At 47.2% G+C, this 15,186-nt stretch carries 17 protein-coding genes; 8 read left to right on the top strand and 9 right to left on the bottom strand.

Going from position 1 to position 15,186, the window contains the following annotated elements; genetic code table 11:
* Positions 1-129 precede the first annotated feature (129 nt).
* The 4 genes from MCG44_RS02900 to MCG44_RS02885 are packed head-to-tail and all read left to right on the top strand — an operon-like array spanning position 130 to position 5,231.
* Positions 130-639, top strand: coding sequence for a TRAP transporter small permease (locus MCG44_RS02900; RefSeq protein WP_240286709.1), 510 nt, complete (start codon positions 130-132; stop codon positions 637-639).
* Positions 639-1,925: a TRAP transporter large permease gene (locus tag MCG44_RS02895; RefSeq protein ID WP_240286707.1), complete on the top strand. Its 1,287-nt coding sequence runs from the start codon at positions 639-641 to the stop codon at positions 1,923-1,925. The genes MCG44_RS02900 and MCG44_RS02895 overlap by 1 nt, the downstream gene beginning before the upstream one ends.
* 36 nt (positions 1,926-1,961) lie before the next feature.
* Positions 1,962-3,251, top strand: a complete 1,290-nt coding sequence (larA, locus tag MCG44_RS02890) for a nickel-dependent lactate racemase (RefSeq protein ID WP_240286705.1) — start codon at positions 1,962-1,964, stop codon at positions 3,249-3,251.
* Positions 3,252-3,284: 33 nt separating this feature from the next.
* Complete coding sequence (locus tag MCG44_RS02885) at positions 3,285-5,231, top strand: FAD-dependent oxidoreductase (RefSeq protein ID WP_240286703.1); 1,947 nt, start codon at positions 3,285-3,287, stop codon at positions 5,229-5,231.
* A gap of 1,602 nt (positions 5,232-6,833) precedes the next feature.
* Here MCG44_RS02885 and MCG44_RS02880 read toward each other — a convergent pair.
* The 5 genes from MCG44_RS02880 to MCG44_RS02865 all read right to left on the bottom strand — a co-directional run bounded on the left by MCG44_RS02880 (position 6,834) and on the right by MCG44_RS02865 (position 8,877).
* Entirely contained in the window at positions 6,834-7,181 is a 348-nt protein-coding gene (locus MCG44_RS02880; protein WP_240286701.1) for a hypothetical protein, read from the bottom strand.
* Positions 7,171-7,428, bottom strand: coding sequence for a hypothetical protein (locus MCG44_RS02875; protein WP_240286699.1), 258 nt, complete (start codon positions 7,426-7,428; stop codon positions 7,171-7,173). The genes MCG44_RS02880 and MCG44_RS02875 overlap by 11 nt, the downstream gene beginning before the upstream one ends.
* Before the next feature lie 254 nt (positions 7,429-7,682).
* Positions 7,683-7,913, bottom strand: coding sequence for a ParA family protein (locus MCG44_RS14870; protein WP_263858372.1), 231 nt, complete (start codon positions 7,911-7,913; stop codon positions 7,683-7,685).
* Positions 7,856-8,146 (bottom strand): ParA family protein, encoded by a 291-nt coding sequence (locus MCG44_RS14865; RefSeq protein ID WP_263858371.1) that lies wholly within the window; start codon positions 8,144-8,146, stop codon positions 7,856-7,858. Before MCG44_RS14865 ends, MCG44_RS14870 begins: the two co-directional genes overlap by 58 nt.
* A 356-nt stretch (positions 8,147-8,502) precedes the next feature.
* Positions 8,503-8,877: a hypothetical protein gene (locus MCG44_RS02865; protein WP_240286697.1), complete on the bottom strand. Its 375-nt coding sequence runs from the start codon at positions 8,875-8,877 to the stop codon at positions 8,503-8,505.
* A 1-nt stretch (position 8,878) separates the two neighbouring features.
* Between MCG44_RS02865 and MCG44_RS02860 the strand changes: the two genes are divergently transcribed.
* The 4 genes from MCG44_RS02860 to MCG44_RS02845 all read left to right on the top strand — a co-directional run bounded on the left by MCG44_RS02860 (position 8,879) and on the right by MCG44_RS02845 (position 12,117).
* Positions 8,879-9,268 carry a TnpV protein gene (locus MCG44_RS02860; protein ID WP_240286695.1) on the top strand — a complete coding sequence of 130 codons (390 nt, stop codon included), beginning with the start codon at positions 8,879-8,881 and terminating at the stop codon, positions 9,266-9,268.
* Positions 9,265-9,528, top strand: a complete 264-nt coding sequence (locus MCG44_RS02855; RefSeq protein ID WP_240286693.1) for a DUF6809 family protein — start codon at positions 9,265-9,267, stop codon at positions 9,526-9,528. The genes MCG44_RS02860 and MCG44_RS02855 overlap by 4 nt, the downstream gene beginning before the upstream one ends.
* Positions 9,529-9,688: 160 nt before the next feature.
* Entirely contained in the window at positions 9,689-9,904 is a 216-nt protein-coding gene (locus MCG44_RS02850) for a helix-turn-helix domain-containing protein (protein ID WP_240286691.1), read from the top strand.
* A gap of 11 nt (positions 9,905-9,915) precedes the next feature.
* Positions 9,916-12,117 carry a DNA adenine methylase gene (locus MCG44_RS02845; protein ID WP_240286690.1) on the top strand — a complete coding sequence of 734 codons (2,202 nt, stop codon included), beginning with the start codon at positions 9,916-9,918 and terminating at the stop codon, positions 12,115-12,117.
* Between the two features lie 44 nt (positions 12,118-12,161).
* Here MCG44_RS02845 and MCG44_RS02840 read toward each other — a convergent pair whose 3' ends face one another.
* From MCG44_RS02840 to MCG44_RS02825, 4 genes are all read right to left on the bottom strand, one after another.
* Positions 12,162-12,788, bottom strand: a complete 627-nt coding sequence (locus MCG44_RS02840) for a ScaI family restriction endonuclease (RefSeq protein WP_240286688.1) — start codon at positions 12,786-12,788, stop codon at positions 12,162-12,164.
* A 55-nt stretch (positions 12,789-12,843) separates the two neighbouring features.
* Positions 12,844-13,437: a ScaI family restriction endonuclease gene (locus MCG44_RS02835; protein ID WP_240286686.1), complete on the bottom strand. Its 594-nt coding sequence runs from the start codon at positions 13,435-13,437 to the stop codon at positions 12,844-12,846.
* Between the two features lie 14 nt (positions 13,438-13,451).
* The gene (locus tag MCG44_RS02830; RefSeq protein WP_240286684.1) at positions 13,452-13,661 is read right to left on the bottom strand and encodes a helix-turn-helix domain-containing protein; all 210 of its coding nucleotides are present in this window, start codon (positions 13,659-13,661) and stop codon (positions 13,452-13,454) included.
* Positions 13,662-13,809: 148 nt separating this feature from the next.
* Entirely contained in the window at positions 13,810-15,081 is a 1,272-nt protein-coding gene (locus tag MCG44_RS02825; protein ID WP_240286682.1) for a plasmid recombination protein, read from the bottom strand.
* Positions 15,082-15,186: the final 105 nt, after the last annotated feature.

Here is a 15,186-nt window from a genome sequence, read left to right as displayed (position 1 = left end):
AAACTAATATTTGATTAGCACATAAGTGCATCTAATAACAGGGGGCTGCCAATTGGCAGATTACTCCACGCTGAATGGCAGCCCCATTTCCATCGCTCCTATTTCAGAGGAGACAAGAGGGGTTTCAATATGTTGAAAAAAATATGGTACCACTTGGAGGAGTTCATTCTTCTCCCCATTCTAGTTTTTCAGCTTGGCCTGATCTTTGTCCAGGTTGTCCTGCGTTACGGATTCAGCTACTCTCTTTCCTGGTCGGAAGAATTGGCCCGCTATCTGTTCGTCTGGCTGATGTGGCTGGGCGTAAGCTATGCTGCCCGCAACCGCACTCACCTGAGGGTCACTATGATTCGAGATAAGCTGCCCACCAAGGTCGGCGCCGCCCTGGAGCTGATCGTTACCCTGGTGTGGCTCGCCTTTGGCATTTGGGTTGTATATAAAGGCATTCAGATGGTGCAATCTATCCTACAGTTTAAGCAGGTTTCCGCCGCCCTGAAGCTACCCATGCAGTATGCTTACGCCGGCGTACCTGTTGGCGCCAGTCTGATGTGTCTGCGCCTCATTGAGAATCTGTACCACGACTACATATCTCCCATGACCTGCCGCAAGGCGGTTCCCGCAGATAAGGAGGCCGAAGCATAATGGAATCCGTTTTGATCTGTGTTGTTATCGTATTTGTCTGTTTAATGCTCAGTCTCCCCATTGGTGTGTCTCTGGGCCTGGGCACCGCGGTAGCTATGGCCACCGCTGCCACCACCCCCACGATCCTAGTGGCTCAGAAGGCATTCTCAGGTCTTGACTCCTTTCCCCTGATGGCTGTTCCTTTCTTCATGCTCGCCGGCAACCTGATGACTACCGGCGGTATTGCCCGCCGCATCGTGCATGTGGCCGACCTGTTGGTAGGTAAGGTCACCGGAGGTCTGGGCATGGCCACCATCGCCGCATGTATGTTCTTCGCCGCTATCTCCGGATCCGCTCAGGCCACTGTGTCCGCCATGGGTGCTATGATGCTGCCCGAGATGGAGAAGCGAGGCTATGATAAGGCCTTTGCCACCGGCCTGACCGCCACTGCGGGCACCATCGGTGTCATCATTCCTCCGTCCATCCCCTTCGTCATATACGGTGTGGCCACCGGTGCTTCCATCAGCCACCTGTTTATTGCCGGATTTGTCCCCGGCTTTCTAATTGGTGGTGCCCTCATGGCCGTGTGCTACTACTTCTCCAAAAAAAATGGCTATAAGGGCAGCACCGAGAATAGCGCAACCGGCAAGAGTGCTACTCAGATCATATTTAGCGCCATTCCCGCCCTCTTGGCCCCCGTCATCATCCTGGGCGGTATTTACGGCGGTGTGTTCACCCCGACTGAGGCTGCTGTCGTCGCCACCGTTTACTCCATCATCGTAGGTATCTTCGTGTACCATGAGTTAACTTGGCAGTCCTTCCTAGACTCCCTGCGGGCCACCGCCGACATGTGCGGTCTGACCGCTCTGGCTCTAGGCTTCTCCATGTCCTTTGCCAACTTCCTGGCCATGCAGCAGATTCCCCAGAAGCTAGCTTCCTGGATGACTGCTACCTTCAGCGAGGGCTGGATGGTCCTGGCCTTCATCCTCGTAATCCTGCTTATTGTAGGCTGTTTCGTGGACAACATATCTTCTTGCTTGATCCTGGCCCCCGTTCTGTTGCCCGTAGTTAAGGCCTACGGCATTGGCGATGTCCACTTTGGCATCATCATGACCGTGGCTCTGGCCATCGGTTTCGTAACCCCACCTTACGGCTGCAACCTGTTCACCGCCTCTGCCATCGCCAAGCTATCCATTGAGCGGATTGCCAAGGCGGCTATTCCTTTCATCATAGCCATGTTCATCTGCCTGCTACTGATTACCTATATTGAGCCCATCTGTATGACGATGGTGCGCATGCTGGGCTAATTGCTTCCTGCGGATAGAACAAGAAAGAAGTCTGCTATGAATCAGAAATATATCACCGTTGACATTCCATCTTCTAAAAAAAACTACCCTCTCCGCATTCCTGACAATGGTCGTGTGATGGTTGCCAGCACGCCTGAGTTCCACGATCTCCCCGATCAGAAGGATCTGGTCAGGGAGGCCCTGGATAATCCCATCGGAACTTCCCGAATCGAAGAGATGGTCAAACCAGGAAACAAGATTTGCATCATCAGTGACGACGTGACCCGGCCTACCCCGGTTTACCTAGTATTGGAAGAACTTCTTCCCCGGTTACTGAACGCTGGAATTGAAAAGAAGGATATCTGCTTCGTCATGGCTTTAGGTAGCCACCGCCGCATGACCCGCGAAGAGATGGCGATCAAGTTGGGACAGAACATTGTGGATGAGTACACCGTGTTCAACTCTGAGTTCAGCGACCCCGAGCTGCTGGTCGAGGTGGGTACCAGCCAGATGGGCACTCCTATCCGGGTATTCAAGCCGGCTATGGAGGCCGATTTTCGCATTGCCATCGGCAACATTATCCCACATGGCTGCATGGGCTGGTCCGGCGGTGCCAAAATCCTGTATCCCGGCATCACCTCGGAGGATATCGTGTCCGAATTTCATGTAATGCAGGGCTTTCAGGACGGCATCGTGTATGGCATGGACAACTGCCCGGTGCGGCTGGCTGTGGAGGAGTGGACCAAGAACATCGGTCTGCATTTTATCATCAACACCTCCCTCACTGGCGAATTCAAGATCTATAAGGTCGTAGCGGGAGACTATGTTCAGGCCCATCGCACCGGTGTAGAAAACAGCAAAAAGACGCTGGGCGTTCCCATCAAGTGCCGCCCCAATATTGTGGTGACTTCCTCCTACCCCACCGATCAGGATATGTGGCAATGCACTAAGGGTATATATGGCGGCGGCCGCGTTATCTCTGAGGGAGGCACTATAATTGTTCTAGCCCCCTGCGTGGAGGGTGTTGGCCCTCACAAAACGTTTCCGACCAATTTGGGCCTACTCAATGGCGTTCCGATACTTCAGGCGCGTATCGACGCCAAGGAGACCGGAGAAGATCTGCTGTCCATGGCCGTTGGCGTTAGCATCGCCAAGCTCCATAAATACTGTACCGTCCACTGGCTAACCAACGGCTGTTCCGAGGAGGAGGTCAAGCCCAGTAAGTTTATCTGGCACCGAGAAGACGATATTCAGGCTGTCTTTGACCAAGTCTACGCCCAGTACGAGGATCCTGATGTACTGATCATCCCAATCGGCGGCGAGACGCTCCCATATCTGGTAGAGTAAGGCCGCTGCGTACCATAGAAAGCGAGGAAAAATATGAATACACAATATCCCAATCTGCTGAAACCAGGAAAAATTGGTCGTCTGGAGCTTAAAAACAGGGTAGTTGTGACCCCTGTTGGCCTGTTCTATGCCGAATCTAACGGCGAGGCCGGAGACCGCTTCTGCGCCTATATGGAGGAGCGGGCCAGAGGAGGTGCCGGCCTGATTATGACTGGTATTGTTACCATCGACTCCACGTGGGGCAAACTCAGTCCCAACGAGCTGGTACTGGAAAACCGCGCTCAGGCTATGTCGTACTCCCATCTGGCCAGCATCATTCACAAGTACGATGCCAAGCTGATCCTCCAGCTCTACCATCCCGGTAAGTGCACCTCCGTGGCCAATCTGAATGGCGAGATTCCCTGGTCCGCCTCCCCCACCAAGGCCAACGACGGAACCATAACCAAGGAGATGACCAAGAAAGACATCCAGTATATCATTGACCGCTACGTCAACGCCGCTCGTCTGGCCAAAAACGCCGGTGTGGATGGCATTGAAATCCATGCCGCCCATGGCTATCTGCTGGGGCAGTTTCTCACTCCCACCATCAATAAGCGCACCGACGAGTACGGCGGCCCTCTGGAAAACCGTATGCGGATCATCGTAGAAATCTATGATGCCATCCGAAAAGAAGTAGGCAAAGACTTTGTAGTGGGCATCCGCATCTCCGCTGATGAATATGTGGAGGGCGGAAACACCCTGGAAGACGGTGTGGAGATGGCCAGAATCTATGATGAGATGGGCATGGATTTTATTAACGTCAACTGCGGCCTGCAGGAGTCCTCTCAGTTCAACCGGGAGCCCCCCTCCTTCCAGCAGGGCTGGAAGAAACACCTGGCAAAGGCCATTACCGAGGCGGTCAACTGCCCCGTCATCGCAGTGAATACCATTAAGAAGCCCGACTTTGCCGAATCCCTCCTGGCTGAGGGTGTCAGCGATTTCGTTGGTCTGTCCCGTGGTCACCTTGCCGACCCTCACTTCACCAAAAAGGTGATGGAGGGACGGGAGTGTGAGATCCGCTCCTGCATCAGCTGCTTGGTGTGTATGCAGACCCAGGTCAGCGGGGTGCCCCCGGTCTGCACTGTCAACCCTGCTCTCGGCCGTGAACGTGAGTTCGCCCACATGGAGCACAACGGCAACGGGCGCCCCGTGGTGGTGATAGGTGGTGGTCCCGGCGGCCTGGAGGCCGCTCAGGTTCTATCCCGGCGCGGCTATACCGTCACTCTGTTTGAGAAGGAAGACCTCTTGGGTGGCCAACTAAACTACGCAGAGAAGCCCCCAAAGAAGAACAAGATCACCTGGCTCAAGGAGGGCCTGATTACCCAAGTCCAGAACGCCGGTGTCAATGTGGTGTTGGGTAAGGAAGCCACTGTGGACGACATTAAGGCGCTGAATCCTGTGGGCGTGTTTGTCTGCGCCGGCTCCACTCCCATCCGGCCTAGATCTATCCCCGGCATTCTCAACGCCAACGTCTCCACTGTCCCCGAGGTGCTCACCGGCAAGGTTAACTTGGACGGCAAGTCTGTGGTCGTGGTTGGCTCCGGCCTAGCCGGTCTGGAGACTGCCTCTTTCTTGGGAAGTCGCGGTTGTAAGGTCTCTGTGGTAGAGATGCGATCCGTTATCTGCCCAGGCGTGTTTCCTCAAGTTGTGGCCGACGAACTACAGCAGTTGGAGAGTTACGGCGGTCAAGTTATGCCCGACCACAAGCTGGAGTCCATTGAGGATAATTGCGTCCACTTGTCCCGCTCCGACGGATCCCAGGTGACTCTGGATGCCGAGGCTGTGGTCCTGTCTATGGGTGTGGCGCCCCGTTGTGAGTTGGTAGCTCAGATCAAGGAGAACTTCGACCATGTGGTCGTAGTGGGCGATGCCAACAAGGAAGGCCGTATTCTGGAAGCTCTGTCTGACGGCTACTGCAAAGCATGGGTCTTCGACACCTGAGTAAAAGTGTATTTCTATCCCCGGCTTTATTCTGGGTGTGAAACCTCTTGTACGCTGGTAATTTTTCAAATATTTTTTCCTACTTCTACTAAGCTACAGTAAATGCCACAACCCTACTAGATCAGGATTTTATTAAAACGCAGAGGGAAAAATCCTAGTAAAAAAGCCGACGTTCAGCAGGAATAAAGGCCAAAATATGACGATTTCTCCTCCAAAACCCCGTTCCATGACGAGCATGAAACGGGGTTTTTCTTTTGACCATACCTCAGCACAAAAGGGGGACTCCTGATTTACCGAATTGTGTCTAGATCATTGTATTGATTGCATAACAGTCCATTGTCTGGTAGTGAATCATAAGATCTTAGAGCAACCACTGACTTCAGGCTGTATATTGCGACTTATAGTTTAGAAGACCATCCTTTACAATTTGCTTTCCCAAAGATCGCCCGTTTTCTGTCGTAGGAAACGAATCCTGCTATTTGTGAAGTTAACATTTTAAAACGACAAAGCGGCAGTGTTATCAATCGGATATCGTAACGAGGCAGAAGCATGTCAATCTCATAATTTTAGATTCCAGCAGGTGTGGCTGGGTCTATAGAACTTTTAACTGACGTCATTTCGTCTACGGAATACACGGTTTGGGAAGGCGAATTCCTTTTTCAGACTGTTCTATGTGCTGGTCCAACCATTCCCGGCGATAGAGATAGATACAAGCTTGATTATTGTTTACACAGCCCTCCGGGTATACACAGCAAAAATGATCGTTGTGGCCACAATTTTTTAGCGCATGATCATATTGCTCATCAAACCAGAGCATATGAAGGACTCTATTTAACTCTCTTAAACTCAGGCATGTTGTAGGGGCATTGTTGCACTTCTGGTCGCTGACAAATATAGTGGCGGTGTCATCCAGTCGACCCAACAGATGGCCCGGACTCCCTCCCACATTGTCCGGCGAACTGCGTACTCTGATCATAGGCATACAACTACTCCTCTGGAGTCGCAGCCCTTAAACCCTCATATTCATCATCGCTCACGTCCCTTATCTGGCTCACTTGGCTGTTCAGTAACCCGTTATTTTTTATCATTTAACATTCCAATTTCTGTTTGGCACGTTTCAATAATTCTTTTTTCCACCATAAGATTGGAGTGGTAGTAGCCCCAATAATAGTAGTCATCCCTTGGCAGGCCTGTGTCCAAACATGAACTGCTCTGTACTGCTCACGTCCAGTACAAACTCCACATTTCCGACATGGATGGAGTCGGTAATTATAGCTGGCGTTCATGCGGCTGCCTATATCAGCGGTCCTCCCCGTGGTAAGATTTTTACTCTGACGAAGTTCTAGGCGACGCTTTGCCCACCTTGGTAAATCATCCGATGTTCTTGTCCTTGTTTGCCTTTCACAGCCCTCGATGGTAATGGCCGCATTGGAGATATCCTGAAGTATAGGGCCAGTCTATACGAGTTTTCTCCTCCTGCTTCGCCACACGCACACCGAGCAACGCCACAGTGGAGGCATTCACTGCTGAGTGTTCACGCCGTCCGCCAAAACACAGTTCTCTTCCCCATTGAGATTAGTCTTATAGACGATTTTATAGCTACTAGAATCTTCCATGTTCCGGTGTTGGCTTTGGTAGTAAACTCCACGTCTTTCCTACGGTGTTGTTATAGCAGTGGAGGGTCTGCGCGGCGTTGGGATTGGTGGGGACGGTCTGGCTGTCCAGTTCGATGGTGTATCTAGGCACGCTCTCCAATCCGGTCTCAATGGCGGTACCTGTGATACCAGACGGAGTGATCTTTCCCGTGGAGTCGGAATAATAGATATCGTTGCTGAATAGGGTGCCCCCGGAGTTTCCCACATACTGGCCGTTAGCGTGTTTAATCTCAAACTTGACACCCTCCAGAGGAATGGTTTCTGTGCCGTTCCGCCCCCACTTTTCAACAATCAAGTTCCCTAGGGGCTGGTTGCGGAATTCCACCATGACCCGTGACCGTCTGCCCCGCCTTAACCTGAATCGTTTGGGGCGTACCGACCAACAGGTAGCCGGTCCTGGCCCTGGGTTCCTTGACAACCAGCGCTATGCCCTCAACCAGAATGGCTCTGGCGGAATATGTGATAAAGTAGCGGCCGCCGTCGCCTACCACCTTCTGCTCTTGGCTGGAGAGGCAAACCGTTTGAGGGAATGTGTCGATCATGTGGGATCCTTCGCTGGAACAACTCCTCAATGGTGAAGGTACCGGCTTTACAGCCCGTCACGATGAAGGATGCGTTCTCTGAGGTCCGGTAGGTGCCGGTCAGAATTGTTCCAAACGCTGGCTATAATGTCCTCGTGGAAGTTGGTTTCGTTTGCCATGGTCAGGAACACACCACCGATCTTCAGCTACGGGTTGATCTGACGCTGGACGTTCCGCACCGTCCCCACCAGTTCCGTCATATCCTCCGCCGCCAGCTAGTCCGCTTGGACGGGGACAAGCACATAGTCCAACGCAGGCAGGGCGTTAATGGCCAGTATACCCAGCGAAGGACGGTAGTCCAGCAGAACATAGTTATAGTCCCGCCTTATGCTGTCTATATACCACCGCAGCACCGTTTCACGGCTCATCATGTTCACCAGGCCTGCCTCTACGGCGGACAGTGTTTGGTTCCCCGGCACAAAATCAAAGCCCTCATGGTGGTACATGATCTCCGGGCGGCCGCAGGGCATTGTCCCCGATACCATTTGGCAAGGGTGAGGGGCAGTTCATGGGGCTTGCGCTGGCCCAGCATCTCGGTTAGGTCGCCCTGGGGGTCCACATCCAGCAACAGGACTTTCTTTCCCTCCAGCGCAAAGCCGGCTCCCAGGTTGTAGACGGTGGTGCTTTTTCCGACACCGCCCTTCTGATTTGCTACGCTGATTACCTTTGGTTTAGCCATTTGGAGGTTCCCTCCCCTCATAGATTTAGCCGCCTGCGGCGAAACAGACGGCTATGTAGGCTTTGAGTCAGGACAGGGGAAATAATTGCGTCTGTTAACTGGGGCAAAAAGAGCGCCGCTTCATTCAGGAAATGATTCGGCGCACTATATATGTCTGCAATATAAACAGTATTCAGTTATGACAAAGCAGGTTAAATTAGGAGCAAAAAACAGATGGATTGTTTGGTATCGGGGACCTCTGGAGCGGGTAATAACTGCCCATGACGGCCTCCCCTAAGGCCTAGCCCAAATCGACTTCTTTCGCTCTGTTATTTAGCCCATATTTAACCGCAAAAGCAGGGCCAGATTGGGCTAAATCAGGTTAAAACCAGGCAAAGACTGTCAGAGGTTTCTAAAAAGAAAAGCCCCGGAAAATCGCAATTTTCCGGAGCTTTTGAACGTTTTTGATATAAAATCAGCGTTTGCTGAACTTCAAGAGCCCTGTGCTGGCCCTGCCAAACATCCAGTGATTTCTTCGCTTTCCACCTGATTTTTGGCTTAATACCACGGTTTTTCTGCACATCAGATTCTAATTTTCCTCCTCGTGCATGACGCACGAAAAGCAGGTTTTGCTCCTTATGTGTGCCTTGCGTATCGCTGCCCAGGGCAACGCAGGACAACAGTAGGGAAAGAAACTTGGTTGCTGTTCTTGTCTTCACCTCAAAATTAAATTCACACACGGAGGACAGCATAATGGAGAAATACATTTTCGATCAGTGCAATGACCTTTGGTATGAACTCCAGGGCGACTACTATATCCCCTGCTTAGCGTTGGATGAAGCTGGGACATCTCCTATTGGTATGTGGGGCAGGAAGCACCAGCAATACCTGAAAGAGCATCGTCCTATGCTCTATTCCGACCTAGTTCTCAGCGGAAAGTTGTACAGCTATTTGGCCGATATTGACACTCAAGCACGAAACAAACTCCACCTGCTCGTAACACGGCTGGCAGAGAAAGAGGGTATCAATGAGCAGCTGAAAGCGCGGGATCAGATGGCATGGGTCGGAGCCATGAACAACATCCACAATCGTGCAGAGGAAATCATCCTCCAAGAGCTGATCTATGGGGAGGATACCGTATGAGACTTCTTGAAGAATTTTGGTATGGCAACATTGAACCAACCGAATACGACACAAACGCCTGCAAGGAATACAAGGAAGTGCTTCACCTGATTACCCGAAATGAAGAAAAGCTTCAGGCAACCATGACGGATGAACAGAAAGAACTGTTCTCTCGATATACGGACGCCGTTCGTGAGTATCAGACCATGACAGAGTGCCTACTGTTCCAGAATAGCTTTAAGCTGGGGGCTAGGTTAATGTTAGAGGTCATGGAAGAATAAAGGGAAATAGGGTATAGGAACAGCCGAGCATCTGTTATGCTCGGCTGTTCTATTTTCCATTAATATGCCATTACAATTAGTAACGATATAATGATATTAAATTGACTTTTAATGATTTTTATGATAAAATTCAAGTCAGTAAATTAAAAAGGTGGTACATATGGCGGTACAGTACACAAAACTTTGGAAAATACTAATTGATAAAAAAATGAAACGAACAGACCTAATTACCACAGCTGGGATAAGTGCTAATATTCTTGCAAAATTAGGAAAAGATGAGTTCGTTTCAATGGAAAGCCTCGAAAAAATATGTAAAGCACTTAATTGCAATATCGGTGATATAGTTGACTTTATTTTTGAAGACACACATATTTAGGGGTAAGAAAAATGGAAAAGCAGAAAAAACAGGCTTTTCGTGCAGAAATGCCTTATGATTTAATGTATCAAGCCTCACGCAAAGAAGCAAGCAGAAAAAAACCAGTATTCTTTATTCATAAATACTTTGCACGTAGAATAACAGCAAATTTTAGAATGGCTCTTTTAGGTTTCATGGCAAATGCAGACGACAATATTTTTGAAAAATTTTACAACAATTCTTCAGATAGTTGCCTAAATCCGAACCTTACTATGCTCGATCCGTTTATGGGCGGTGGAACAACAATTTTTGAAGCTTTAAGGTTTGGATGTAACGTAATAGGAAACGATTTACAGCCACTATCATTGTTCGTCACCAAGGCATTAGTTGAACATATAGATGAAAAAGCTGTTAGTAATACACTGAAAAAAATGGAATCCAATGTTGGGCAGAAAATAAAGCAATTTTATCATACACAATGTCCAGAGTGTGGAAAAACAGCTGATTTAATGTATGCTTTTCATGTGAAAAAAGCAAAAACAAATACCTCATGTAAGGAGCACAGATTTTTCTCTAGTTTTGTAATAGCGTATAAAAAAGATGAATTCACTATCGTTTGCCCCGAATGCGGTAAACTCCATATGACTAAATTCCAAAATGGCATTTTCAAGTGTGAATGCGGATGGAAGCTTCATTCTCCAAAGGATAGTTATATAAAAAGCGGTGTATTCCATTGCCCACACTGTGAGGAAGAAAAACTATTAAGTGATTATGACATAGAATGTGGTTATCCTTTCGACACAGATATTGTGGCAATCGAGTATTACTGTCCTAATTGCCATGCGCATGACTACAAAGCACCAGATGACCAAGATATAGCTCTTTACCATCTTGCATGTGAAACATATCTCCAAGAAAAGGACAACTTACCAATTCCGCAGCAAGCAATCCCTGAGGGCTATAACACAAAGCAAATCATCAATCACGGGTATCGATATTTTAAAGATCTTTTCAATCCAAGACAATTACTGTGTCTGGGATACTTGCTTGAAGAGATCAATCATGTTGACAATAAAAACGTTCAATTGTGGCTTCAGCTGGCTTTTTCCGGAATGTTGGAAATGAACAATATGTTTTGCAGATATCAGCAAAATGCATATAAGATTAGCAATATATTTTTTAACCACGCATACGTTCCTATTGCAATGCCTGTCGAAAACTGTGTATGGGGAACAAGACTTGGTACAGGAACGTTTATCAAAACGGTTCAAAAAATTCTACGAGGGAAAAAATTTAATACTAACATTTACGATTTAGCTGTTAAAAGGCTTTCTAGTGGTCGATATGATTCGATTCAAGTAAAGAGTGATGATAAGGTCATTGCATATCCTGTAGATGACATATCTATGCTTGATAGTAGTCACCCGGTATTAAGATGTGGCGATTCAAGAAACCTTGATTTCATCCCAAATGAATCTGTAGATCTAGTTCTTACTGATCCTCCATACGGTGCAAATGTTATGTATTCAGAATTGATAGACTTCTTTCATGTATGGAATTATTATAGTTCTTTAGCAGACGAGATGGGTTTTACGGAGCCTTTATCGCCGAAAACAAATGAAATCATTGTAAATACTGTTGCCGGGAAAGACTTCACCTATTATCAAAATGGTATTCAGTCAGTTTTTGAGCAATGCTATAAAAAACTTAAAAGCGATGGATACCTAGTATTTTCTTTCCACGATAAAAGCTTGGAGAGCTGGCTATCTGTTTTGGAAAGCATTTATTCAGCAGGATACAATCTTGTTAAAGTATATCCTATGCAATCTGAAACGAGAACAGGCGCTCATACATCAAATAAAAATTCTATAGGCATAGATATTATGTTGGTTAACCAAAAAACAGATCGAGGTAATATTCAGCTCAAGCTCATTACTAGTGATTTTCTTGACGAGGTTGTTAAGTCAGCCCGAAAACAGGTTATCTCGACATTGGAACGGCTTCAAAATGTAGAAGCCGAAATCACAATTCCGGATATTCAGAACATTGCAATTGGAGAGTTTTTTGTGCAATTAAAGAATTATTCTGACTATGATAATCTTACCAAAATGGCTATCATTAATACTCTTAGAGGTTTCCTCGATAGTATAGAAGGTCTTGCACAAAGCTTTGATGTGACAAAACGGCGCAATGGTTGGTGGTCAGAGCTTTACAGGGAAAAATGGAATATATAAAATAACAGTGCCGGAGAGTGGCTTCAAGCCACTCTCCGGCACTGTTATTTCTCTTTGCCCTTACGTTTGTGAGATTTCTTGTATTCATAGATAAGTTTGAGCTTATGATCTCGTGCATCCTTATCTAATTTTGCTTGTTGTCCGGTTTCTTTCTTCTGCGGAACCCAATCTTCATGATCAATCCATCCAAAGCGTATTTTTTTAATTTGTGGATCATGATTATCATCGGTGTACTTTTCAAAGTTTACACCAATGTAATATCCTTCTTTCTTCTTACCTGAGTTGTTTTCGCTGTTCTTCTGTCCATAACTACGATTCCCATAAAGATTAGTACCATCAGAAGAGGTCTTTATTTCTATAGACAACTCATCATTTGGATTATAAACTACATCTTTTTCAGACTTCACTTTTCCTTTACGAAAATGCTCCGGATGTTTTTTGGCAAGCGTAACAGGGATCAATTCATGTAGAAATTCTCCCATAACTTGAGGTTCTGGAAAGACATCAACACCAATTTGAAGTTCCCCACCAATCTTAGTCTGCTTTGTTTTTTCCCATGCTTCCTGAACACTTTCAATTATATCTTTTTCAGAAACAGGGTATTTCTTTACAATTTCATCCGTAATGTCAGCCCATTCTTTGACATCATGCCCGTCGTAAGGAGACTTCACACTTGCTCCTACCTTTCTTCTATAACTTAGCCAATAAGTGATATTTGGGGACCCTTTACACAGAGTACAAGAGTTTAAGTTTATGATCTCTGGCATCTAGAGCTAACGATGCCTGTTGGCCTGTTGCCGCAGCCTGTGCATGCCAGTCTGAGTGGTCGATCCAACCGAAACGAATTTTCTTAATCCTCGGATTATGGTTGCTTTCGGTGTACTTTTCGAAATTCACAGTAATATAGTATCCATATTTCTTTTTACCTGAATTGTTCTCGCTATTCTCCTGTCCATAACTACGATTTCCAAAAATATTTGTAGCATTAGAAGATGTTTTTATTTCTACAGAATAGCAATCGTTCGGAATGTAAACAATATCCTTCTCGTCCTTTGAACACTCTTTGCGCCAAATTCCGGGATACTTGTGCGCAAGTATGACAGGAATCAGCTCATGCAAATAGTTTCCCATAATTTGAGGGCTTGGGAATATATCTACACCAATTTGCAATTCTCCACCGATTTTGGTAATTTTAATTCTTTCCCATGCATCCAAAACTGCATCAACAATTTCTTCCTCGGAAAGCGGATGTTCCGCAATAAGATCTTCTGTAATTTTGTCCCAATCGCTAACAGAGTAGCCTTCGTAAGGGGATTCCATAATGTATACTCCTTTCATTTAAGTCCTTCAAATAATTCGCTTAATGAAACATTCAAGCCATCTGCAATTTTTTTGATATTACATATCGAAATATTCCTTTTTCCAGCCTCCACAGACGCCAGATATGTTCTGTCCATATCGATTTGAAGTGCAAATTTTTCTTGGCTTATATCACGCTCTTTGCGAAGAGATTGTATTCTTTTCCCAAGCTCTTCCTGAATCATTGTGAGTAGTCCTCCATTGAACTCGAATTATTTACAGTATAAAATTTAGATGATTATAGGACAACGGATTATAAGTCACAATTGGTTTCTACTTAACATAAAAGGGACGTCCTTTCGGACGTCCCTAAATTAGATTCTTGTATTGCCATTAATGCGGGGGATCTATTTCTCCTTTTACTGCAACTCTTTCCTTCCTTCTTGGAAACAGCTTCCATAAATTATTACGGGAAATCACCTCTTCGTAGCCATGGAGCTTACTGCGAAGCTCACAATTTTCTTTGCTCAATTCCCCTATACGCAACTGACCACGAACAGACTTGTACTCTGCTAGCTCTGCGGTCAATGCAGCGACCTTTGCCTTCAACTCACTTATCATTTTCATCGCTGCATCCAAAGCTTTTTGCAGCTTGGATTCCTTGCGCTCCTGGACATAAAACTTCTTTGCCGCAGCTGCCAGATTTTCATATTCAGAATGATCCAGCATAACTTTAGAGGAAAACGGAACTGCATGGGGTTCTATTTGCTCCACTTTCTGAACGGCAATCTGCTGTTTTTGAATCTTCTCAATCTTCTTTTCCAGAGAAGCTGCCTGCTGCTCTTTCTGTTGTGTTTGTGCTGTGAGTTGTTCCAATCGCTCCTGTTCCCGCTCCACCTTGAACTGCATCACGGTCAAGTGTTCCTCGGAGCTGCCTCGTTCTCCACGCTCCACATCCGTATATCCGGCGTTTCTCATAGCCCGAAAGAAATCGTCCTGGAGGACGCCGTAAGACTTCCGCAGCACCGGCTTTCCATTCTTCCGGAGAATGAGCGCCCCCTGCTCGTCCAATGCCGGTTTAGACAGCCATTTTTTACTGCTGCTCACCTGCATAATCGTTTCCTTGACGGTTCCCACAAGTGATCTGTCTTTGCACCTCTTGGACCAGAGGATCTGCTTCTCCACAACCGGAACATAGACCACATGGAGATGATAATGGAATACATCCTGCCCCAGTGCTTCGGACATGGCCCGGTTACGCTCATCAGCGTGCATGACGGCAGAGAGAATATACTGTTCGCCACCCACGATCTCTACGGCTGCCCTGTAAGCGTCCTCATAAAATCGCTTGGCAAACTCATACCCGCCATGGTTATAGAAGTAGGCGGAGTTTACATCAAAAATCAGTTCCCCGTAAAGGTTGGCGTCTGATTTCAGACCACGGGTGGAGATTACACCGTCTTTTTCCATCTGAGCAAACATCTCTGCATATCCGGCGGTAGGTTTCTTAAAATGGATGTTCTCAGGGGTGTGTTCTGGTATAATATCTGGGTTGGTATAGGATTCCTTTTCTCGTTCGTTGTGCCGCTGGGCATTTCCGATTTTGGCGGCAGTCAGGTTTACGTTTCTTGCACTGGTACGGTCAATCCCGTCGTTTCTCGCCATAGAGCTCCTTTCACGTTTGTACGGCCTGCGGGCCGGGGCGCACTTCCTGCGGAAGTGTAATAACCCACTATGATACTTTCATCCTGCGGCTGCAAAGTATCGTGG

The sequence above is a fragment of the Lawsonibacter sp. OA9 genome (assembly GCF_022440585.1).
Note: the sequence above shows the minus strand (reverse complement) of the source record. Positions and strands in the feature narration are given on the sequence as shown.

What these genes read in the sequence shown, in the direction of transcription:
- MCG44_RS14870 (WP_263858372.1), bottom strand. Translation starts at nt 7,913, where the DNA reads ATGTACCACCATGAGGGCTTTGATTTTGTGCCGGGGAACCAAACACTG.
- MCG44_RS02850 (WP_240286691.1), top strand. Translation starts at nt 9,689, where the DNA reads ATGGCGGTACAGTACACAAAACTTTGGAAAATACTAATTGATAAAAAA.
- MCG44_RS02875 (WP_240286699.1), bottom strand. Translation starts at nt 7,428, where the DNA reads ATGATCGACACATTCCCTCAAACGGTTTGCCTCTCCAGCCAAGAGCAG.
- MCG44_RS02855 (WP_240286693.1), top strand. Translation starts at nt 9,265, where the DNA reads ATGAGACTTCTTGAAGAATTTTGGTATGGCAACATTGAACCAACCGAA.
- MCG44_RS02885 (WP_240286703.1), top strand. Translation starts at nt 3,285, where the DNA reads ATGAATACACAATATCCCAATCTGCTGAAACCAGGAAAAATTGGTCGT.
- larA (WP_240286705.1), top strand. Translation starts at nt 1,962, where the DNA reads ATGAATCAGAAATATATCACCGTTGACATTCCATCTTCTAAAAAAAAC.
- MCG44_RS02865 (WP_240286697.1), bottom strand. Translation starts at nt 8,877, where the DNA reads ATGCTGTCCTCCGTGTGTGAATTTAATTTTGAGGTGAAGACAAGAACA.
- MCG44_RS02900 (WP_240286709.1), top strand. Translation starts at nt 130, where the DNA reads ATGTTGAAAAAAATATGGTACCACTTGGAGGAGTTCATTCTTCTCCCC.
- MCG44_RS02895 (WP_240286707.1), top strand. Translation starts at nt 639, where the DNA reads ATGGAATCCGTTTTGATCTGTGTTGTTATCGTATTTGTCTGTTTAATG.
- MCG44_RS02835 (WP_240286686.1), bottom strand. Translation starts at nt 13,437, where the DNA reads ATGGAATCCCCTTACGAAGGCTACTCTGTTAGCGATTGGGACAAAATT.
- MCG44_RS02845 (WP_240286690.1), top strand. Translation starts at nt 9,916, where the DNA reads ATGGAAAAGCAGAAAAAACAGGCTTTTCGTGCAGAAATGCCTTATGAT.
- MCG44_RS14865 (WP_263858371.1), bottom strand. Translation starts at nt 8,146, where the DNA reads ATGGCTAAACCAAAGGTAATCAGCGTAGCAAATCAGAAGGGCGGTGTC.
- MCG44_RS02830 (WP_240286684.1), bottom strand. Translation starts at nt 13,661, where the DNA reads ATGATTCAGGAAGAGCTTGGGAAAAGAATACAATCTCTTCGCAAAGAG.
- MCG44_RS02825 (WP_240286682.1), bottom strand. Translation starts at nt 15,081, where the DNA reads ATGGCGAGAAACGACGGGATTGACCGTACCAGTGCAAGAAACGTAAAC.
- MCG44_RS02860 (WP_240286695.1), top strand. Translation starts at nt 8,879, where the DNA reads ATGGAGAAATACATTTTCGATCAGTGCAATGACCTTTGGTATGAACTC.